Genomic DNA, 19788 nt, shown 5'->3' with positions numbered 1-19788 from the left:
TTAACCTGACGGCATGTCGGTTTCGTCCATACCTGAGCACCGGGAGCAGCACACCCACGGCCCCGCCTTCCTCCTCGACAGCCTCACGTCGATCTTCCAGACCGAGGCCTGGCCCGGCGCGGACGGCGACTCCCGGGTAGCCCGGCAGCTCCGCGAGATCGGCGTCGACGTCAGCGCCGTCTGGGCGGCCTCCCGCTGGAACATGGGCGCGGACGGCGAGGCGCCGAACCGCCGCCACCCGCTGCCGGGCGACCCGCGCGGTCCGGAGACCGCCGCGGCGCTCACCGCGGTCGTCGCACAGCCCCGGGCGGCCGCCCTGCTCGGCGTCTACCTGTGGTCGCAGGCGAGCGACGCCCTGCAGTACACCTTCCGGCACGGTCGGATCATCGTCCCGCTGCGGGCCTTCGTCGAGACCTGGGCGGCGTGCCGGGACGGTGCGCCCGACGACGTCTGCCGGGCCGAGGGCGACGCCGTCGCGGTGCTGCTGCGCACCCTCATCACCCAGATGCACACCTCGGCCGCCCGCAGCGCGGGCAGCCTCCCCCGGGTGGCCGACGCCGCGGCGCAGGCCGGCGAGCGGTGCAAGGACCTGCTCCGGGCGGCCCGCGCCATCCCGGACCCGACGTCCCCGTTCCGCCGCGCGCTGGTCCCCCAGGCCGTCACGCGCATCCGGTACTTCCGCGCGCTGTCGGAGGCGACCCGGGCAGCCGACGACGCGATGTCCGGCAGGCCGGCCCAGCTCGGACCGGCGCTCGACGGGCTGCGGGCCGCAGAGACCGACCGGCACCTCAACTACATCCTGGCCAGCGAGCTGCGTTCGTACCGGATGCACCTGACGGAGCTGCACCGCAACCTCGGCGCCACCTGGCTCACGCTCGACCGGCTCCGGACCGTGTACATCTACCCGTTCGGCCTGCGGGACGTCAGCCCCACCGCGGCGGTGGCGACCATCCGGAGCCTCGCCGACCGCGACGAACGGCCCCAGCTGCTCGGCGTGCAGGCCTTCGCGGTGCGGGGCCGCCTCAAGATGGACGACGTCTGGGCGAGCGTCGACCGGGCGGCCCGGCCGTACGGCGGGGTGTCGCTGTCCATGCCGAACGTGCGCCTGGAGCAGCCCGACGGGTCGTTCATCGCCGAGCTGTCCTGCGACGTGCGGCTCACCGAGTTCGGCAACCACTACGTCCGGTTCCGCTACTCCGCGCGTGACCAGTCGCCGCAGCAGGTCCGGGATGCCCGGTTCCGGCTGTCCAACCTGCACGCCGACATCCGGGTGCGGTGGATCGGGCCGGACGGGGCGCCCGTCGACGTCGACCACGGCGACAGCCCGCCGCCCGAGCGGCTGTTCGACCTCGCCGACCTGCTGCAGCGGGCCACCACCGACCTGGTCCGCGAGGGCACCGAGATCGCCCAGGGGCGCGCCCACGTGGTCACCACCGTCTACGAGGCGAGCCGCGGGCAGGGGCCGGCCGCACCCCGGGCGGAGCGCACGCCGGTCAACATGGGCGACGAGCTGCTCGCCGCGTTCGGCTCGCAGGTGCTGCTCCAGCCCGTCTCCTACGGCACCGCCACGCTCTGCGACTGGACGCTGCGCCAGCGCAACCCGGTGCTGCTGGAGGGCGTGCGCCACCTGGGCGACGTCGTGGCGGTGGCCACCAACTCCACGACCGTCGCCCTGGTCGGCACCGCGCACTTCAAGATCTCCCAGTACGGCTCGCTCGCCGAGTTCGTCGCCAGCCTGAACGGGCTGTTCAGCGCCTGGAACGCCACGCTCGCGGACCATCTGCGGATCGTCGCGGCGATGCTCGCCGACCACGACGTCAACAACGGCGCCGACCTCGCGGAGCGCAAGGAGCGCCTCACGCGCGAACAGCTGCGGCTGCACGAGTTCGCGTCGGAGGTCCGCACCACGCTGACGACCATCACCTCACCCACGTTCCTCGCCTCCGCGCTCGAGTCCAGGATGCTGAACCAGCTGCTCCAGGCGGCGCACTTCGAGCAGCAGGCGGCGGTGGTCCTGGGGCGGCTGCGCGAGCTGCTCCAGGAACCGATCGCCGCGCGGCTGGCCGCCCTCGAACGCCTGCACGGCGACCGGGAGCGGGCCGCGGAGGCGAGGCGCGAGCGCGGGCGGCGTCGGCTGATGGACGGCACGCTGTCCGCCATCACCGTGTTCGCGGGCGTCTACGCCCTGATCGGCACCGTCCAGGTCGCCCTGGACGCCGAGCTGATCGGGCCGCTCCAGGCCGTCACCGCCTCCGCGCTGGTCACCGTGGGGGCCCTGATCACGGGCGTGGCGGTGTTCAACTGGACGCGGGGACGTTGAGCAGGCGCTCGCTCAGTGCCCACAGCCGCTCGGCCGACCTCGGGTCGATCGAGTGCGAGACGACCTCCGCCGGGACCGAGTCCGCGGTGAGCGGCAGGTCCTCGTCGTTCAGCCGTGAGACGTCGTTGTCGATGAGATAGAGACCGCCGAGCCCGTCGAGCAGCGGGCTGGTGGCCCCGAACACGATCGTGGCGGCGCCCTGCGCCTCGGTCTTCTTGCCGAGCTCGGGGTCGATGATCGGCCGGCCGGCGTCGTCGATCAGGCCCTGGGCGCGCTGCGACGCCGCCCCGACCGAGCTGTTGAACGACGTCGTGGCGACCACTCCCGGGTGGGCAGCGAAGGCGCGGATACCCTCGGGCGCCCACCGCCGGTCCAGCTCGACCGTGAACAGCACGTTCGCGGTCTTGGACTGGGCGTACGCGAGACCCGGGTCGTAGCCGCCCCTGGTGAAGTTCGGGTCGTCCCACAGGATGTCCGAGAAGCGCTGCGCACCGGACGTCGTGGTGACCACGCGGGCACCGGCGGCGGCACGCAGGGCCGGGTGCAGACCCAGCGTGAGCTGGAAGTGGCCCAGGTGGTTCGTCGCGAGCTGCGCCTCGTACCCGCGCGCGTCCCGCACGATCTCAGCGCTCGGCAGGAAGCCCGCGTTGTTGATCAGGATGTGCAGCGGGCGGTCAGACTCCAGGTAGCGCGCCACGAAGGCGTCGACCGAAGCGGGGTCCATGAGGTCGAGCCGGCTCACCTGCACCCGCTCGATCCCGGCCACCGCGGCCGCGGCGCGGTCCGTGTCCCGGGAACCGACGGTGACCGAGGCACCGGCCTCGGACAGTGCACGGGTCGCGACCAGTCCGAGGCCGGAGTGGCCGCCGGTGACGACGACGTTCTTGCCGGTCAGATCGATGCCCGCCAGGGCGTCGTCCACCGTGGACGCGGCGGTGAAACCCGTTCCGAGGGGGTGCTGCCGATGGGTCATGACCGTTCCTTCCGTGCGGGATCGTGCGGGATCGTGCGGGCTCAGGCCGCCGCGCGCTGCTCGGCGGGCCGACGGCGCAGGAGCGGCTGCTGGATGGCCGGCGGGTCATAGGCCATGTCGAGGCGCCCGATGTCCGTCCCAGGCGGCACGATCGCGTCGATCCGGTCGAGGACGTCGTCCGTGAGCGCCACCTCGACGCCGGCGAGCGCGCTGTCGAGGTGCTCCATGGTGCGTGGGCCGATGATCGCGGAGGTGACCCCCGGGTGCGCGATGGCGAACGCCATGGCCAGGTGGTTCAGCGGGACGCCGGCGTCCTGGGCGACCGGGATGAGCTGCTCGACGACGTCGAGGCGCTGCTCGTCGCGCAGGTGCGCGAAGCCGTACTGCGCCCGGTGGGTGTCGTTGCCCTGCCCCTTGCGGTAGCGCCCGGTGAGCAGCCCGCCGGCCAGCGGGCTCCAGACGAGGGTGCCCATGCCGTACTGCTGGGCGACCGGCAGGACGTCGCGCTCGATCCCGCGGTTCAGGATCGAGTACGGCGGCTGCTCGACCCGGAAGCGCTCGAGGCCGCGCCGCTCGGCGACCCACTGGGCCTGCACGATGTCGGCGGCGGGCATCGTCGACGAGCCGATCGCCCGCACCTTGCCGGAGCTGATGAGGTAGGTCAGCGCCGCGAGCGTGTCCTCGACGTCGGTCTCGGGGTCGGGGCGGTGGATCTGGTAGAGGTCGAGGTAGTCGGTGCCCAGGCGGCGCAGGGAGTTCTCGACCTCGGCGATGATCCAGCGGCGGGAGTTGCCGCGGTGGTTCGGGTCGTCGCTCATGGGCAGGTGCACCTTGGTGGCGAGCACGACGCCGTCGCGCCGCCCCTTGAGCGCCTTGCCCACGATCTCCTCGGACTCGCCGTGCGAGTACGCGTCGGCGGTGTCGATGAAGTTGATTCCGGCATCAAGGGCCTTGTGGATGATCTTGACCGACTCGTCGTGGTCGGTGTTCCCGACCGCGCCGAACATCATCGCGCCGAGCGCGTAGGGGCTGACCTTGATGCCGGTCCGGCCGAGGTTGCGGTACTGCATGGGGTCCTCCTGGGGTCGAGAGGTCTGGTGAGCGCCGCGGGGATGCCGTACTCTGGAACTAAGCGGAACGCTCTTCCAGAACTATATGGAAAGGCATTCCGGATAGCAAGGGATGGAGTGACGTGACCCAGAACACAGCGCCGCGACCGCTGCGCGCCGACGCGCAGCGCAACATCGACTCGCTGCTCGACGCCGCCAAGAGCGTCTTCGCGACGTCGGGCGTCGACGCGCCCGCCAAGGAGATCGCCGACCTGGCCGGCGTCGGGGTCGGCACGCTGTACCGGCACTTCCCCAAGCGCGCGGACCTGGTCAAGGCCGTCTTCCAGCACGAGGTCGACGCCACCGCCGACGCCGCTCCCCTGCTCGCGGAGCAGCACGACCCCGTCATGGCGCTCGAGAAGTGGCTGCACCGGTACACGGAGTTCCTGGTGACGAAGCGCGGGCTCGCGTCAGCCCTGCACTCGGGCGACCCGGCGTTCGACGCACTGCCGAGCTACTTCCTCGGCCGTCTGGGTCCGGCGCTCGGCTCCCTGCTCGACGCCGCTGTCGAGGCAGGCGAGATCCGCGCCGTCGCGAGCCCCAAGGACCTCCTGTACGCCGTGTCCAAGCTGAGCCTGCCCATGGGCGACGAGGAGCCGGAGCACGGGCGGCGCATGCTGGACCTGCTCGTGGACGGACTGCAGCACGGGGCGGACAAGACCGGCTGCTGAGGCCCTGCTGGGCCACCGGACCGCGCGTCCGCCCGCGCTGCCGCCTGCCCCGACCCGCTTCCGAGCACGCCCCTTCGCCGTCTAAGGTGGGCCGCGCTGCCGCCTGCCCCGACCCACTTCCGAGCACGCCCCTTCGCCGTCTAAGGTGGGCCGCACTGGCGCGGGGCGCCGGGCACCCGCCCGGCTGAGATGCACCCGTGGAACCTGATCTAGGTAGTTCTAGCGAAGGGAACGCCTCATGGGCTCGCACCTGCCCGATACCGTCGCGCGCACCCGGCCGCCCGGGCACCCCGCGGTGGCGCTGACGATCGCCGGCTCGGACCCCTCCGGCGGCGCCGGGATCCAGGCCGACCTGAAGACCTTCGCGGCGCTCGACGGCTACGGCTGCGCGGTGCTCACCGGGCTGACCGCACAGTCCACGACCGGTGTGACCAGGGTGCTGCCCGTGCCCGCCGACATGGTGACCGCACAGCTCGAGACCCTGTTCGCCGACGTCGCGGTGGACGCCGTGAAGATCGGCATGACGACGGACGCCGCCGTGGCCGGCGCGATCGCCGCGACCCTGCGTGAGCTGCGGTCAGCCGGCCGGGCCCCGTACGTGGTGCTCGACCCGGTGATGGTCTCGACGTCGGGGCACCGCCTGCTGGAGGCCGACGCCGAGGCGGTGCTCCGCGACGAGCTGCTGCCCCTGGCCGACCTGGTCACGCCGAACCTGCCCGAGGCCGCCGTGCTGCTCGGCGTCGAGCAGGCCCGGGACGACGCCGAGGCCGCCGACCAGGCCCGTGCCCTGCTGAAGCTCGGGACGCAGTTCGCCCTGGTCAAGGGCGGGCACCTGGACTCGGCGGAGTCGGTCGACCACCTCGCGGGCCCGGGGACCGGTAAGGGCGCGGCGTGGGGCGCGGGACCGGACGGCGTCGTCGCCCTGACCGCCCCGCGGGTCCCCACGCGGAACACCCACGGCACGGGCTGCACGCTCAGCTCCGCGTGCGCCGTCCTGCGGCCGCTGCACGACGGGTGGGAGCCCGCGGTGCGCGCCGCGAAGGACTACCTGACGGCGACGCTCCGGGCGGCCGACGACCTGGTCATCGGTGGCACCGGCACGGACCCGGGCCCGTGGCGCGGCCACGGCCCGGTCCACCACGGCTACGCCACCCGCACGTCCGGCTGACGACCCACCGACGCGCGGCCGACGCCCGGCCGACGCCCGGCCGACGCCGGCCGAGAGCCCTCTCCTTCGAGGTCTAAGTTGCTCCGTTTTGAATCGGTTCAGAGCGGAGAAACTTAGGCCTCGGAGAGGAGGCCGGACGGGAGGCCGGACGGGAGGCCGACAGAGCGGGCAGGCCAGAGCAGGGAGGCGTCAGGCGGTCTTGAGGATCTCCGCCGCACGGGCGCGGGCCCAGGCGTCGGCCTCCAGGACGCCCTCGACCGAGCCTGCGTCGCCCGCACCGGTCGTCGCGTGCGCCTCCACGACGGCGGCCACCGTGTCGACGATCTCGAGGAAGCCGATGGCCCCGTCGTGGAACGCGTCCACGCACACCTCGTTCGCCGCGTTGTAGACGGCCGGATGAGTACCGCCGGCCTCGCCGACCTGCCGGGCCAGGCGGACGGCGGGGAAGGCGTCGTCGTCCAGGGGCGCGAACTCCCAGGTGGCGGCCTTGGTCCAGTCGATGGGCACGTCGACGTCCGGCAGGCGGTCGGGCCAGGACAGGCCGAGCGCGATCGGCACGAGCATCCGCGGCGGCCCGGCCTGGGCGATGGTGGAGCCGTCGGCGAACTCGACCATCGAGTGGATCATCTGCTGCGGGTGCACCACCACGTCGATCGCGCTGAACGGCAGGTCGAACAGCAGGTGCGCCTCGATCACCTCGAGCCCCTTGTTCACCAGGGTGGCCGAGTTGGTGGTGACGACGCGCCCCATCGAGAAGTTGGGGTGGCGCAGCGCCTGCGCGGGCGTCACGTCGCGCAGCTCGGCCCGCGAACGGCCGCGGAACGGCCCGCCGCTCGCGGTCACCACCAGCTTGCGAACCTCGGACGACGCGCCCGAGCGCAGCGACTGCGCGATGGCGGAGTGCTCCGAGTCGACGGGCACAATCTGCCCCTCGTGCCGCACGGCGGCCTGCACGAGGGCGCCGCCCACCACCAGCGACTCCTTGTTCGCGAGCGCCAGCGTCGACCCGGCGGCGAGCGCCGCGAGCGTGGGGCGCAGGCCCACCGACCCGGTGATGCCGTTGAGCACGACGTCGCTCCCCCGGCCGGCCAGCTCGGTCGCGGCCTCGGGGCCGGCGAGCACCTCGACGCCGTGGGCGCCGGCCTCGTCGAGGAGGGCGGTGAGCGCGGGGCGCGCGGCGGCGTCGGCCACCGCGACGGTGCGGACGCCGAGGCCGGCGGCCTGCCGCGCGAGGGCGGGCAGGTCGGATCCGCCGGCGGACAGCGCGTCCACCCGGAACCGCTCGGGGTTGCGCCCGATGACGTCGATGGCCTGCGTGCCGATGGAGCCGGTGGAGCCGAGGAGGGTGACGCTTCGCATGGTGCACATCCTGTCAGCCCTCGGCGTCGTCCTCGTTGAGTGCTGGGTATCTGTTGGATCGTGCGGTGCAGACCAACAGATATCCAGCACTCAACGAGAGTGGAGGGTCAGGACTCGAGGCGCTTGGCCTCGTTCTCCGTCTCGTCCGCCTCTTCGTCGCGGCCCTCCTTGCGCAGCACGCTGGTGAGCGAGCGCATCGAGGCGGCGGCGTCGGACTTCACGAGGTCCGACGACGTCCCGCGCAGCTTGCCCCACAGGTTCATCGCCTCCTCGGCGACCTCGAGCACCTGCGAGCGCTCCTTGCCACCGATCGCCGACGTCGTGAACGTCTCCAGCGCGTGCTCGAGCACCTCGCGCTGCTTGGTCGGGTCGTCGTCGTCCAGGCTCTTGTACAGCTGGACGGCCTCGCCGACGAGCTTGGTCGCCGGCTTGTCCTGTTCCTTCGCCGCGGCCTGGCTGCCGAACGACAGCAGCGCCACGGCCAGCCTCGACACGGTGCTCCCGGTCTCGCCCGGCAGCCTCTCCGCGCCCGAGACCACGAGCTCGTGCAGCCTTGCGGCGGTACGCGTCTCGAGGTTGTCCTCGCGCTCCGGCGCCTCGGCCGGCTCCGGCACCTCGGCCGGCTCCGGCGTCCCGTCCTGCTCGGGGTCCGTCACCTGCTCCGGGCTCGTCACCTGCTCCGGGCTCGTCACCTGCTCCGGGCCCGCGTCGTGCTCGACGGCGACCGGTGCCGCGTGCGGCGTCATCTCGGGCGCTGTCTCCCCTGCTGCGGTGACCTGCGCCGCCTGTGCCTCCTGCGGCAGTGCGTCCGTGCTCACTCGTTCCTCCTGTCCACGGTGCGATGAAACTACCAGAACGGGCGTTCAGTCCGGTATGCGCCACGGGGGTGGTGACGACGGCGTGTGCGGGTACCTCGGAGCCGCGCGCACCCAGTACCGTCAGCCGCCATGGAGACCTGGTCCCGCGGCGCTTCCCGCGACCTCCTCGAGGAGGCCCGTGCCCGGCACGCCCTGGGCGCCGACGCACTGACCGAGCGTGGCGCCGCGCCCGAGCGGGTACGCGTCGCCTACCGCGGCCTGCGCGACGCCCGGGTGCTGGCAGAGCTGGCAGAGGTGCCCGTCGACCGGATCCGTGAGGTCAGCACCGGTCGGGTGCGGGTCGGGCCCGTCGAGGCGGCCGGGTTCCGCACGGTGGCCCAGGTGCTGGGGGCCACCACCGCGGAGCTCGAGGCGATCGGCGGCGTCGGTCCCCGGACCGCACGCCTCCTGCGGGAGGCCGCCCGGCAGATCTACGACGCCGTCGACGACGCGCTCACCTTCCGGATCGAGCCCGACCCGGCCGATCCCCTCGTCACCGACCTGGTGCGCGCTCTGCACACCCACGAGCAGGTCGCCCGGTTCTTCGACGCCTGGGGCGAGCGGCTCGACGTCGACGTCCCGCAGCTGGCTCGCCTGGCCGAGGCCGGCGCCCTGCGCACCACCCTCGTCAAGCGGCTCTTCGCGGGTCGTGCGCGCACGGCGGCGGCCGACGCCGCCCTGACCGCTCTCCGTGCGGCCGTCGACGGTCTGGACGCCTCGGGCGTCACCGATGCCCTGCGGCGGCTGGACGGCACGCTGACCGGGACGTCGGACGCGGAGGTGTGGCAGGACTACGAGGCCCGCGCCGCCGCCTACTACACGGCGCTGGGCGAGCTCGTCGACCTCGGCGTCGACGTGGAGGCGGCGGAGGGCTACCTGCCGGAGGACGTCGTCGACCAGGTCTCGGCCCAGGACCTGGACACCTCGCTCCTGACCGTCTCCCTGCGGGGGTACCAGGCGTTCGGTGCCCGCTACGCGCTGGTGCAGCGCCGCACCATCCTCGGCGACGAGATGGGGCTCGGCAAGACCGTCCAGGCGATCGCCGCGATGGCGCACCTCGCCGCTCGCGGTCGACGGCACTTCCTCGTGGTCTGCCCGGCGAGCGTGGCCTCGAACTGGGCGCGTGAGGTCGCCGCGCACTCCCGCCTGGCGGTCCAGGTGCTGCACGGTGACGAGCGCGACGCCGGCATCCGCGCCTGGGTGGCCGACGGCGGCGTCGGCATCGTCACCTTCCCGCAGCTCGGTCACCTGCGCGCAGCGGGGATGCCCCGGCCCGCGCTGCTCGTGGTGGACGAGGCGCACTACGTGAAGAACCCGGCCGCCCAGCGCTCGGAGCGGACGGCGGAATGGGCCCGGACCGCCGAGCGCGTGCTGTTCATGTCGGGCACCCCCATGGAGAACACCGTGGACGAGTTCCGCAGCCTCGTGCGCTACCTCAAGCCCGACGTCGCGGACTCGATCGACCCGGCGGCCGGCCTGGCCGGTGCGGCGGCGTTCCGCCGGTCGGTGGCCACGGTCTACCTGCGGCGCAACCAGGAGGACGTGCTCACGGAGCTGCCCGAGCTGGTCCAGGTGGACGAGTGGGAGCGGTTCGGCAAGCACGACGGCGCCGCCTACCGGCGGGCCGTGCTGAAGCGTTCGTTCGCGGACATGCGCCGGGCGGCGTTCGTCCAGGCCCCCGAGCCGACGGCGAAGCTGGTGCGGCTGCGCGAGATCGTCGCCGAGGCGATGGACAACAACCGCAAGGTGGTCGTCTTCTCGTTCTTCCGCGACGTGATCGAGACGGTGCTGGCCGAGCTGGGCCCGCTGGCGGTCGGCCCCATCACGGGTTCGGTCCCCGCCCGACGACGGCAGGAGCTGGTCGACGAGTTCACCAGCGCGCCAGAGCCGAAGGTGCTGGTGAGCCAGATCGAGGCCGGCGGCGTCGGGCTGAACATCCAGGCCGCCTCCGTGGTGATCCTGTGCGAGCCGCAGGTCAAGCCGACCGTCGAGGCACAGGCCATCGCGCGGGCGCACCGGATGGGCCAGGTCCGCACCGTCCAGGTGCACCGGCTGCTCGTCGAGAACAGCGTGGACGAGCGCCTCCTGGAGATCCTCGGCACCAAGGCGGAGCTGTTCGCCGAGTACGCCGGCCGCTCGACGGTGGCCGTGGCGCCGGGCGCCACCGACGTCGCCGACGCCGAGCTCGCGCGGCGCATCGTCGAGGAGGAGCGCGCCCGGCTCGCCGAGCCGGCGGCGTAGCCCGGATCCTGCCCTTTTGCTCGCGGTAGGGCCGGCGGCCTGCTGAGATGGACCCATGCCCACCACCGCCCTGACCAGGGGTCCCGTCCAGGCCGCTGAGCGCTCGCCCGCGCCCGACCTCGCGCGCGGCTTCATGCTGCTGCTGATCGCCATCGCGAACACGCCCTACTACCTGTGGGGCCGGGAGATGAACCCCGGCGCGTCGCACCCGGTCGACGGTTCGACCGTCGACAAGGCGGTCGACTTCCTCATCATCACCGTCGTGGACCTGCGGACCTACCCGATGTTCGCGTTCCTGTTCGGCTACGGCATGATGCAGCTCTACAACCGTCAGGTGGCCTCCGGAACCGCCGAGAAGGCGGCCCGCAAGCTCCTGCAGAAGCGGAACGTCTGGCTGCTCGTCTTCGGGTTCGTGCACGCGGCGCTGCTCTGGATGGGCGACGTGCTCGGCGCCTACGGGCTCGCCGGCCTGATCATGGTGTGGCTCTTCTTCCAGGCCAAGGACGTCACTCTCATCGTCTGGACGTGGGTGTTCGGTGGCCTGCTGACGATCGGCACGGCGTTCTCCGTGGTCGGCGGGTGGTTCCTGGCCCAGCTGCCCGCGGACCACCCGGAGGCGCAGAGCATCGCAGGCAGCTTCGCCCCCGACACCGCGTCCATGGAGCAGACGTCCTACCTCGACTCCATCGCCGAGCGTCTGGGCTACTGGTCGCTCGGCACGGTGCTCCAGGGGCTGCTCGTCCTGGTCGTACCGATGATGCTGCTGCTCGCGTTCTGGGCCGGCCGGCGCCGGATCCTGGAGAACCCGGGCGAGCACCTGCCGCTGCTGCGGCGGGTCGCCGTGGTCGGCATCACGATCGGCTGGCTGGGGCCGCTGCCGTCCGCGTTCGACCACGTCGGCTTCATCGACGTGCCGGACCACGCCGCCATCGTCTTCTACCCGGTGCAGTTCCTGACCGGCTTCTTCGGCGGCCTCGGCTACGTCGCCCTGTTCGGCCTGATCGGCCACCGGGTCGCGCAGCGCCGCACGGGTACGCCGTCGCGCAACCTGCTCGTCACGGACGGCCCCTTCGTCGGCGCGGTCCAGGCGGTCGGCAAGCGTTCGCTCACGTCCTACCTGCTGCAGTCGGTGCTGTGCGCCCCGATCCTCGCCGCCTGGGGCTTCGGCCTCGGCCAGCACCTGACCTCATGGAGCATGCTGGTGTTCGCGGTGGTCGTGTGGGGGCTCACCGTGCTGTTCGCCGTCTGGCAGGAGCGCACGGGGCGGCGCGGCCCGGCGGAGGTGCTGCTGCGCCGGCTGGTCTACGGCCGGCCGGCGCAGGCACCGGTCAAGGCTTAGCCCTCCGGCGCGAGCCGTGGGCGGACCCGCCGGCTCAGGCCGGGAACGAGTCCACGGCGTCGTCCTCGCCGTCGCCGTCGGTGTCCACGGAGATCGTCCGCGTGCCGCCGGCGGTCTCCACGACGACGTCGGGCCGCCCGTCACCGGTGGTGTCGTGCAGCTCGACGTCGGGGACGCCGTCGGCGTCGTAGTCCTCGAACTGGGCGTCCACCACGCCGTCGCCGTCGGTGTCTGCCACCTCGACGTCGGGGATGCCGTCGCCGTCGAGGTCGTACTTGCCGGGCTTGTCGGCCAGGAACTCGGACACGTGGTTCTCCTTGCTCGTCACAGCTGCTCTGGGTGCTCCCCCGATCATGCACCACCTTGCGTGCTGCCCGGGTACCCGTGCCGAAGAACCGACATCCCGAGATTTCACCCTCTTCCCCTCGCGGGTGAAATACCACGACGCATAGATTCAGCACATGCTGACCCAGGTACGCAAGACCCGGCGCAGCGCCGCGCTGCTCGCCGCCACCACGTGCGCCCTCGTGATCGCCTCGGGCACGGCCGTCGCGGCGGTCGGCCACGCAACTGGCTCGGGCAACGGCTCGGGGCCCGGCCCTGCCGCACAGGCCTGGTCCGTCGACCTCACCGCTCGGACCGACGACGACGCCGGGGTGCGCCACGCCGACGGTGCGCTCCGCCTGGACACCGCCGGCGACACCGGCCCGGGCTCCGGCTCCGGCGCGCACCAGGAGACGTCCGGCCAGCTGGTCGCCGAGCCGACGGACCTCGACTCCCCCGCGAGCGTCGTCGCCGCCGACGTCGACGCCACCGCGCCGGCCGGCACCTCCGTGCTGATCGACGTCCGCGGCCGGCTCGCCGACCAGGGCCCCGACTCCTGGACCGAGTGGGTACCCGCCGGTTCGCCGCTCCCCGCCCCGTCCGAGACGGTCCAGGCGCGTGTCACGCTCCTCGGCGAGGACGGCACGAGCCCGGCCGTGCGGGAGGTGACGCTCACGCCCGAGGCCCCCCGGGCACAGTCGCTGCAGGAGGCGGAGCTGGAGGCCGCTCCGACCGCCGCCGCGGACACGTACCGCGTCTTCGCCACCCGCGAGGGCCTGGTGGGCGGAACCACCGCCAACGGGCACGTCATCACGTCCCGGGACCACTTCGTCGCGCTGCCCTCCCGGCGCGGGCTGTCCTCGAAGAGCTCGGGCAGCTACTCGGTGCGGGTCTGCGCCGAGCGCACCGGGCGCTGCGCGTACGCCCCGGTCTGGGACGTCGGTCCGTGGAACACCACCGACGACTACTGGAACGACGCGGGGACGCGCCAGTCGTGGGCCGACCTGCCCCAGGGCCGCCCGCAGGCCCAGGCCGCCCACCAGGACGGCTACAACGGCGGGCTCGACGGGTTCGGCCGCCGGGTCGCCAACCCCGCCGGGATCGACCTCGGGGACGGCACCTTCTGGGACGGCGTCGGGCTGACGGACAACGCCTGGACCACCGTGACCTACCTCTGGACCGGGTCCGGCCCGAAGGGGGTCGTCCGCACCAGCGGCGGCCCGCTCACCGTGCGTTCCGGGCCGGGCACCGGCAAGGCCGCCGTCGGACAGGCCGGCAACCACGCGAACGTGGTGATCGAGTGCACCGCGCGCGGCACGACGGTGACCGGGACCTACGGCACCACCGACCTGTGGAACCGGATCGGGCCGGGCAACTGGGTCTCGGACGCCTACGTCAACACCGGCTCGTCCAGCCCGGTGGCTCCCGCCTGCTGACCCAGCGACGTGACCCGGCAACATGACCCGGCAACGTCGAGAACGGGGTGGTGCTCCCGCGCGCGTCGCGCCGGAGCACCACCCCGGGCACGTCACACCGCGCGGCGGAGCGACACCGCCAGGCCTGCCGCCGCGACGCCGACCACCACCGCACCGAGCAGCGGCAGCGCCGTCACGCCTTCGCCGGCCACGACCCACGACGCCAGCGCGGCCCCGACGGCGATACCGCCGTTGAACAGCACCGGGATCAGCGCACCCGCGAACGAGCGCCGCTCGGGTCCGGCCAGCCGCAGGATCAGCGTCTGGGCGAAGGGCGGCATGCCGCCCGACACGACCCCCCACGCCACGACCACGGCGATCCCCACCGCGGGGCTGGTGTCGACGACGCCGAGCGCGAGCACGGTGAGCGCGGTCGCGGCCACGCTGACGACGAGCGCAGACCCGGTCCGGTCGCCGAGGCGGCCCGCCAGGGCGACGCCCACCGCGGAGGCCAGCCCGAACACCAGCAGCAGCGCGCTCATCCCGCCCGGCAGCGCGTCGGCCGGCACCTCCGTGAGGCGCGTGATGTAGGTGTACGCGCCGTAGTGACCCACCAGGACCAGCGCGACGAGCGCGGTCACCGTCAGCAGCTGCCCCATGCCGCGCCGGGCCACGCCCGTCGGGCCGCCCGAGCCCGGCGCCGGGCCACCCGCCGTCGGCTCACCGGCTCCCGTCGAGGTGACCAGGGCCGCGGCTGCCGGGACTGCCGCACGGGCGACGACCAGCCGCACCGCGACGGCACTCAGCACGCCGAGGACCGCGAGGGCCCAGAACGCGGCCCGCCACCCGGCGGCGTCGGCGACCAGCCGGGCCAGCGGCGTGCCCACCACCATCCCGAGGGTCGCCCCGCCCAGCACCACGGCGACCGCGCGCCCGAGCAGACGGTCGGAGACCAGGTCGGCGACGTGCGCGTTGGTGGTGGCCCACAGCAGCCCCACGGCGGACGCGCCGAGGATCCGCGCGCCGACGGCGAGCTGGAACGTGGGGGCGAGGGCCGTGAGGGCCGACGAGAGGGCGAGGACCGCCAGCCCACCGGCGATCACCGCACGGCGGTCACGGCCACGCGTCAGCCGGACCAGCGGGAAGCTGAGCACCACGACCACCGCTGCCCACAGCGAGACCAGCATGCCGGTGCTCGACTCGGCGACGCCCAGGCCGGTGCTCATCTGCTCGAGCACCGCCGTCGGCAGCATCTCGGCGGTGACCATGAGGAGCGTGCCGGCGCCCAGCACGAGCAGCGAGGGCCAGGGCAGCACGTCAGCGGACGGCGCCACGGGGAGCCCGCTCGGGGGTGGTTCGACGGCGACCGGCTGGCCTGGTGTCATACCTGTTGTCTCCATGTCGGCAACGCTAGAGTTTGACACTGATGTCAATGTCAAGTCTGCGCTCGGAGGCGCCCATGAAGATCGGCGAGCTGGCCGCGCGAACCGGTGTCACACCGCGTCTGATCCGCTACTACGAGCAGCAGGACCTGCTCGAGGCGGACCGCGCGCCCAACGGGTACCGCACCTATACCGAGGCCCACGTCGAGCGCGTGTCCCGCGTGGCGGGCCTGGTCCAGGCCGGCATCCCGACGCGGCTGGTCAAGGTGCTGCTCGACACCGAGGACGCCGCGGCCCGCGACGAGCCGACGTGCCCCCGCGAGGTGGCCGAACAGCTCGCGACGGAGCTGGTCGGCGTCCAGGCACGCATCGACTGCCTCACCAGGAGCCGGGACTCGATCCGCAACTTCCTGACGGCGACGCAGCACGAGGTCCTGCTGCGCGAGGAGCGGGAGCCCGCGACCGCCGTCTGACCCGGTGCGGGTGGGTGCCGGGCGCCTCACTCCCTGTCGCGAGGTAGAACTGTGGCGAGGTAGAACCGTGCTGCCACGGTTCTACCTCGCCAGAGTTCTACCTCCGCGTGGGGTCACTCGACCCCGAGCAGGACCTCCACCGCGCGGCTGAGGAACGCGTCCACCGAGGCCTCGTCGTAGGCGTCCGCACCGCGGGCGCGCCCGAACGTGGCGGACCGGATGTCGCCGGCCGTCAGCGGCTCCTGGCGGTCGAAGTACCCGATGAGCCGGTCGCACAGGTCGTCGACGTCGTCCTTGTCGTAACCCTGTGAGCCGCGGTCCGCGGGCGCGAACTTCTCGCCGTCAGGCCGGCCCAGCCGTCCGTAGAGCGACCGTGCGCGCTCTGCGAGCGCGTTCATCCAGGCCTGCTGGCCGTGCGCCGCCGCGTACTCCGCGCGCTGCCGGGCGATGAACGCCGCTTCGAGCCGGTCGAGCGCCGCGTCGACCTCGTGGGTGTTGTACCCACCACGGGTCAGGTCGAACGTGGACGCCTGGATGTCGGCACTCGTCAGCCGGTCCGCGGTACGTCCCTCGTACGCCTGCCGTGCGTGCTCGAAGAACTCGTCGACCTCGTCCTTGTCGTACCCGGTGCGCAGCGCGGGAACGCTGTTGAACATCCCACTCACTCGTCGTCCTCCTCAGCCGCAAGCTGCCCGCAGGCCCCGTCGATATCGCTCCCGCGGGTATCACGGATCGTGGTCGGGATCCCGTGACCGCGCAATCGTGCCACAAACTCGTCCTCGACCTCACGGTCGCTCGCGGTCCAGATCGAACCGGGCGTGGGGTTGAGCGGGATCGGGTTCACGTGCACCCAGCCGCGCCCGCGGGCGTTGAGCTTCTCGCCCAGCAGGTCGGCCCGCCAGCCGTGGTCGTTCATGTCCTTGATCAGCGCGTACTCGATGGACACGCGACGGCCGGTCACCTCGAAGTAGTTCCGCGCGGTGTCGAGGGTCTCGTCGACGCTCCAGCGCGTGTTGATCGGCACCAGCTCGGAGCGCAGGTCGTCGTCGGGCGCGTGCAGCGAGAGTGCGAGCGTCACCGGGATGCCCTCCTTGGTGAGCTTCTGCATCGCCGGGACCAGGCCCACCGTGGAGACGGTGATGTTGCGGGCCGACATGCCGAAGCCCTCCGGCTGGGGCGCCACCAGCGCCCGCACCGTCTCGATCACTGCCTTGTAGTTCGCGAGCGGCTCGCCCATGCCCATGAACACCAGGTTGTTCAGCCGGGTGACACCGCCGGGGATCTCGCCGTCGGCCAGCGAGCGGAACGCCGCGCGGACCTGCTCCAGGATCTCCGCCGTCGAGAGGTTGCGCGTCAGGCCGAGCTGGCCCGTGGCGCAGAACGGGCAGGCCATGCCGCAGCCCGCCTGGCTCGAGACGCAGAGCGTGGTGCGCTGCGGGTAGCGCATCAGGACCGACTCGACCTTGGCCTCGTCGAACAGGTGCCAGAGCGTCTTGACCGTGGTGCCGCCGTCCGCCTCGAGCTTGCGCGTCGGCCGCATCAGCTCGGGGAACATGGTCGTCGCGAGGGCGTCCCGGGACTTCGCCGGGAGATCGGTCATCTTCGCCGGGTCGCTCGTGTAGTGCGTGAAGTAGTGCGTGGCGAGCTGCTTGGCCCGGAACGCCGGCTCACCCGCCTCGACGACGGAGGCCACTCGCTCCTCGGGAGTGAGGTCGGCGAAGTGCTTCGGCGGCTTGCCGCGGCGCTTCGGCGCCATCTGGAGCGGGATAGCAGGGGTCTCGTCCGAAGGCCGGACGGTCGGCTGGGCGAGGGGAGTTTTCATCAGGCAACCACCGAGAGCACAAGATAGACGAAGGGCGCTGTGATGATCATCGAATCGAGGCGATCCAGCACGCCCCCGTGCCCCGGGAGCAATGAGCCCATGTCCTTCAATTCTAGGTCACGCTTGAGCAGCGATTCCGCGAGATCGCCCACAGTTGCCGTGATGGCGGTCATGACGCCGAGCGCGATCCCGAGGATCGGGCTCTCGCCCAGCCCGTAGACCGCCCCGAGCACGCCCACCACCGTGGCGAGCACGATCGAGCCGGCCAGGCCCTCCCACGACTTCTTGGGGCTCACGGTCGGAGCGAGCGGGTGCCGGCCCAGCATGACTCCCGCGATGTAGCCGCCCGTGTCGTTGGCGACCGCCAGGAGGACGAACAGGACGACGCGGATCTCGCCGTCGGGCTGCGCCAGCATGAGGACGACGAAGCCGGCCAGGAACGGGACGTAGGCGGCGGCGAAGACCGCCGCCGCGGAGTCGCGTACGGCACTGAGCCCGGAACCGTCGAGCGCGCGCCAGACCACCGCAGCCGCCACCGTCAGCACGAAGGCGACGAACAACGCCTCCGCGCCGCCCCGGTAGGCGGAGACGACCATGCCGGCGGTCCCCACGAACAGGGGCACCATCGGCAGGCGCAGGTCACGGCGCGCGAACGCCTGGCGCAGCTCCCACAGCCCTGCCCACAGCAGCAGGACCACGAAGAGGACGAACGGCTCCGGTCGCCAGTACAACGACGCACCGACGACACCGAGCAGGCCGACGCCGACCAGGATCGCTGCAGGAAGGTTGCGGCCTGCGCGCGACTGCTTCGGGGCCGGTACGGGCTCGGGCTCGGGGCTCACGGCGGTGTGCGCATCGTCTAGCTCTGTTCTGTCTCGAGGCGGTGCGGACATCAGACCTCGAGCAGCTCGCTCTCCTTGCTGGAGAGCAGCTGGTCGATGACCTCGACGTGGCTCTTGGTGAGCTTGTCCAGCTCCTTCTCCGCGCGGGCGACCTCGTCCTCGCCGGCCTCGCCGTCCTTGACCACGCGGTCCAGCTCGTCCTTGGCCTTGCGCCGGATGTTGCGCACCGAGACGCGCGCCTCCTCGGCCTTGGTCTTGGCGAGCTTCACGTAGTCGCGGCGGCGCTCCTGGGTGAGGGAGGGCAGCACGACGCGGACGACGTTGCCGTCGGTCGCGGGGTTCACGCCCAGGTCGGAGTCGCGCAGCGCCTTCTCGACGGCCGGCAGCGAGCTCTTGTCGAACGGGGCGACCATCACGGTGCGGGCGTCGGGGATGTTGAACGACGCCAGCTGCTGCAGCGGCGTCGGCGCACCGTAGTAGTCGACGGTGATCTTGCTGAACATCCCCGCGTTGGCGCGACCGGTACGGATACCCGCGAAGTCTTCCTTGGCGACCTCGATCGCCTTCTCCATCTTTTCCTCGGCCTCGAGGAGGGTCTCGTCGATCACCACTGCTCCTTCATTCGTCTACGGGTGGTGCCGGGGCCACTCTACGGACACTTCGCCCGGCTACCGAAAGGTTCGCGCGTTTCCCGGGACTCGCCGGGGCGCGCACTGCTCGGCACGAGGTGATCAGCGTGACGTGATCAGCGTACCGATCGGCTCGCCGGCCAGCGCGCGGGTCACGTTGCCCTCGCCCTCCATGCCGAACACGCGCATCTCGACGTTGTTGTCGCGGCACATGGCCAGCGCCGTGTCGTCCATGACGCCGAGTCGGTTCACGAGAGCGTCGGTGTACGTGAGGTGGTCGAGCTTCTTCGCGTCAGGGTTGCGGCGCGGGTCGGAGTCGTAGACGCCGTCGACGCCGTTCTTGCCCATGACGACCTGCTCGCAGTGCGTCTCCAGCGCGCGCTGCACCGAGACGGTGTCGGTGGAGAAGTACGGCATGCCGGCGCCGGCGCCGAAGATGACGACGCGGCCCTTCTCCATGTGCCGGATCGCGCGCAGCGGGATGTACGGCTCGGCGACCTGCCCCATGGTGATGGCGGTCTGCACGCGAGTCTTGACGCCTGCCTGCTCCAGGAAGTCCTGGAGGGCCAGGCAGTTCATGACCGTGCCGAGCATGCCCATGTAGTCGGCACGGGCACGGTCCATGCCCGCGACGCTCAGCTCGGCGCCGCGGAAGAAGTTCCCCCCGCCGACGACGATGGCGACCTGCACGCCGTCGCGCACCGCTACACCGATCTCCTTCGCGATGCGCCGGACCACGTCGGCATCGAGCCCTACGCTGCCGCCGCCGAACGCCTCGCCCGACAGCTTCAGGAGCACACGCCGGGCCGGCTTGCCCTCCATGTCCACCGCGAAGTCCTGGGTCGCCTCGTCGCTCACTGGTCC

The 19788-nt window shown here is 72.3% G+C and carries 18 protein-coding genes and 1 riboswitch; of the genes, 7 read left to right on the top strand and 11 right to left on the bottom strand.

Annotation, left to right across the window (positions count from 1 at the left end; all coding sequences use genetic code 11):
• Positions 1-13 precede the first annotated feature (13 nt).
• A complete protein-coding gene (locus LUM46_RS11785) occupies positions 14-2320 on the top strand; it encodes a hypothetical protein (protein ID WP_274994117.1) in 2307 nt (768 codons plus the stop codon).
• Here the strand turns inward: LUM46_RS11785 and LUM46_RS11780 are convergent.
• Both LUM46_RS11780 and LUM46_RS11775 read right to left on the bottom strand, forming a co-directional pair.
• Positions 2298-3293 (bottom strand): SDR family NAD(P)-dependent oxidoreductase, encoded by a 996-nt coding sequence (locus LUM46_RS11780; protein WP_274994116.1) that lies wholly within the window; start codon positions 3291-3293, stop codon positions 2298-2300. The two genes, LUM46_RS11785 and LUM46_RS11780, sit on opposite strands and share 23 nt — an antisense overlap.
• Before the next feature lie 41 nt (positions 3294-3334).
• On the bottom strand, positions 3335-4363 hold the full coding sequence (locus LUM46_RS11775; RefSeq protein WP_274994115.1) for an aldo/keto reductase: 1029 nt from the start codon (positions 4361-4363) through the stop codon (positions 3335-3337).
• A gap of 122 nt (positions 4364-4485) precedes the next feature.
• On the opposite strand from LUM46_RS11775, the gene LUM46_RS11770 reads away from it, so the two are divergent.
• Positions 4486-5073 carry a TetR/AcrR family transcriptional regulator gene (locus tag LUM46_RS11770; RefSeq protein WP_274994114.1) on the top strand — a complete coding sequence of 196 codons (588 nt, stop codon included), beginning with the start codon at positions 4486-4488 and terminating at the stop codon, positions 5071-5073.
• A gap of 151 nt (positions 5074-5224) precedes the next feature.
• Positions 5225-5322, top strand: a riboswitch (TPP riboswitch).
• Positions 5312-6241 (top strand): bifunctional hydroxymethylpyrimidine kinase/phosphomethylpyrimidine kinase, encoded by a 930-nt coding sequence (gene thiD, locus LUM46_RS11765; RefSeq protein WP_274994113.1) that lies wholly within the window; start codon positions 5312-5314, stop codon positions 6239-6241. (Overlaps the previous riboswitch by 11 nt.)
• Positions 6242-6430: 189 nt before the next feature.
• Here thiD and dxr read toward each other — a convergent pair whose 3' ends face one another.
• Together dxr and LUM46_RS11755 are read right to left on the bottom strand one after the other, a co-directional pair.
• Positions 6431-7600, bottom strand: coding sequence for a 1-deoxy-D-xylulose-5-phosphate reductoisomerase (dxr, locus tag LUM46_RS11760; RefSeq protein ID WP_274994112.1), 1170 nt, complete (start codon positions 7598-7600; stop codon positions 6431-6433).
• A gap of 107 nt (positions 7601-7707) precedes the next feature.
• Entirely contained in the window at positions 7708-8418 is a 711-nt protein-coding gene (locus LUM46_RS11755; RefSeq protein ID WP_274994110.1) for a hypothetical protein, read from the bottom strand.
• 129 nt (positions 8419-8547) lie between these two features.
• On the opposite strand from LUM46_RS11755, the gene LUM46_RS11750 reads away from it, so the two are divergent.
• Positions 8548-10698, top strand: a complete 2151-nt coding sequence (locus LUM46_RS11750) for a DEAD/DEAH box helicase (RefSeq protein WP_274994109.1) — start codon at positions 8548-8550, stop codon at positions 10696-10698.
• A 55-nt stretch (positions 10699-10753) separates the two neighbouring features.
• Complete coding sequence (locus tag LUM46_RS11745; RefSeq protein WP_274994108.1) at positions 10754-12037, top strand: DUF418 domain-containing protein; 1284 nt, start codon at positions 10754-10756, stop codon at positions 12035-12037.
• A 34-nt stretch (positions 12038-12071) separates the two neighbouring features.
• Here LUM46_RS11745 and LUM46_RS11740 read toward each other — a convergent pair whose 3' ends face one another.
• The gene (locus LUM46_RS11740) at positions 12072-12344 is read right to left on the bottom strand and encodes a hypothetical protein (RefSeq protein WP_274994107.1); all 273 of its coding nucleotides are present in this window, start codon (positions 12342-12344) and stop codon (positions 12072-12074) included.
• Between the two features lie 154 nt (positions 12345-12498).
• On the opposite strand from LUM46_RS11740, the gene LUM46_RS11735 reads away from it, so the two are divergent.
• Positions 12499-13797, top strand: coding sequence for a hypothetical protein (locus tag LUM46_RS11735; protein ID WP_274994106.1), 1299 nt, complete (start codon positions 12499-12501; stop codon positions 13795-13797).
• A gap of 92 nt (positions 13798-13889) precedes the next feature.
• On the opposite strand, the gene LUM46_RS11730 is transcribed toward LUM46_RS11735, so the two are convergent.
• Positions 13890-15176 carry an MFS transporter gene (locus tag LUM46_RS11730; protein ID WP_274994105.1) on the bottom strand — a complete coding sequence of 429 codons (1287 nt, stop codon included), beginning with the start codon at positions 15174-15176 and terminating at the stop codon, positions 13890-13892.
• Positions 15177-15208: 32 nt separating this feature from the next.
• Here LUM46_RS11730 and LUM46_RS11725 point away from each other — a divergent pair, with 32 nt between their 5' ends.
• Positions 15209-15631, top strand: a complete 423-nt coding sequence (locus tag LUM46_RS11725) for a MerR family transcriptional regulator (protein ID WP_274994104.1) — start codon at positions 15209-15211, stop codon at positions 15629-15631.
• A 113-nt stretch (positions 15632-15744) separates the two neighbouring features.
• Here the strand turns inward: LUM46_RS11725 and LUM46_RS11720 are convergent, their stop codons facing one another.
• From LUM46_RS11720 to pyrH, 5 genes are all read right to left on the bottom strand, one after another.
• Positions 15745-16287: a DivIVA domain-containing protein gene (locus tag LUM46_RS11720; RefSeq protein ID WP_274994384.1), complete on the bottom strand. Its 543-nt coding sequence runs from the start codon at positions 16285-16287 to the stop codon at positions 15745-15747.
• Between the two features lie 5 nt (positions 16288-16292).
• Positions 16293-17453 carry a dual-specificity RNA methyltransferase RlmN gene (gene rlmN / locus LUM46_RS11715; protein ID WP_274994103.1) on the bottom strand — a complete coding sequence of 387 codons (1161 nt, stop codon included), beginning with the start codon at positions 17451-17453 and terminating at the stop codon, positions 16293-16295.
• Positions 17453-18295 carry a phosphatidate cytidylyltransferase gene (locus LUM46_RS11710; protein WP_274994101.1) on the bottom strand — a complete coding sequence of 281 codons (843 nt, stop codon included), beginning with the start codon at positions 18293-18295 and terminating at the stop codon, positions 17453-17455. The genes rlmN and LUM46_RS11710 overlap by 1 nt, the downstream gene beginning before the upstream one ends.
• 50 nt (positions 18296-18345) lie before the next feature.
• The gene (gene frr / locus LUM46_RS11705; RefSeq protein WP_274994100.1) at positions 18346-18903 is read right to left on the bottom strand and encodes a ribosome recycling factor; all 558 of its coding nucleotides are present in this window, start codon (positions 18901-18903) and stop codon (positions 18346-18348) included.
• Between the two features lie 123 nt (positions 18904-19026).
• Entirely contained in the window at positions 19027-19746 is a 720-nt protein-coding gene (gene pyrH, locus LUM46_RS11700; RefSeq protein WP_274994383.1) for a UMP kinase, read from the bottom strand.
• Between the last annotated feature and the right edge of the window lie 42 nt (positions 19747-19788).

The organism is Promicromonospora iranensis, assembly GCF_028994805.1.
Classification (GTDB): Bacteria; Actinomycetota; Actinomycetes; order Actinomycetales; family Cellulomonadaceae; genus Promicromonospora; species Promicromonospora iranensis.
The sequence above is the reverse complement of the archived record's forward strand: the minus strand, read 5'-3'. Positions and strand labels throughout refer to the sequence as shown.